Below are 229 nucleotides of genomic sequence, written 5' to 3'. Positions count from 1 at the left end.
GGCTCACTTTACCGAGCACATGGCCTTTAACGGCACTAAAAGTTTTCCGAAGAATGAACTCGTCAGCTTTCTTCAGTCGAATGGTATCAAGTTTGGCGATGATCTCAACGCTTTCACGAATCAGGAGCAGACCGTCTATTTCCTACCGGTACCGACAGATTCGATGAAAGTATTCTTACGAGCCTTCGATATCTTGGAAGACTGGTCACACGATCTGACCCTGGACGAA

1 protein-coding gene is annotated in these 229 nt (G+C 46.7%); it reads left to right on the top strand.

Translation table 11 applies throughout. From position 1 onward, the window contains the following. The coding region (locus tag BWI93_RS16490) for an insulinase family protein (RefSeq protein ID WP_141217485.1) at window positions 1-229 on the top strand (229 nt) is incomplete at both ends.

The sequence above is a fragment of the Siphonobacter sp. BAB-5385 genome (assembly GCF_002261125.1).
Lineage (GTDB): Bacteria > Bacteroidota > Bacteroidia > Cytophagales > Spirosomataceae > Siphonobacter.
This window is presented reverse-complemented; position numbering and strand designations above follow the sequence as displayed.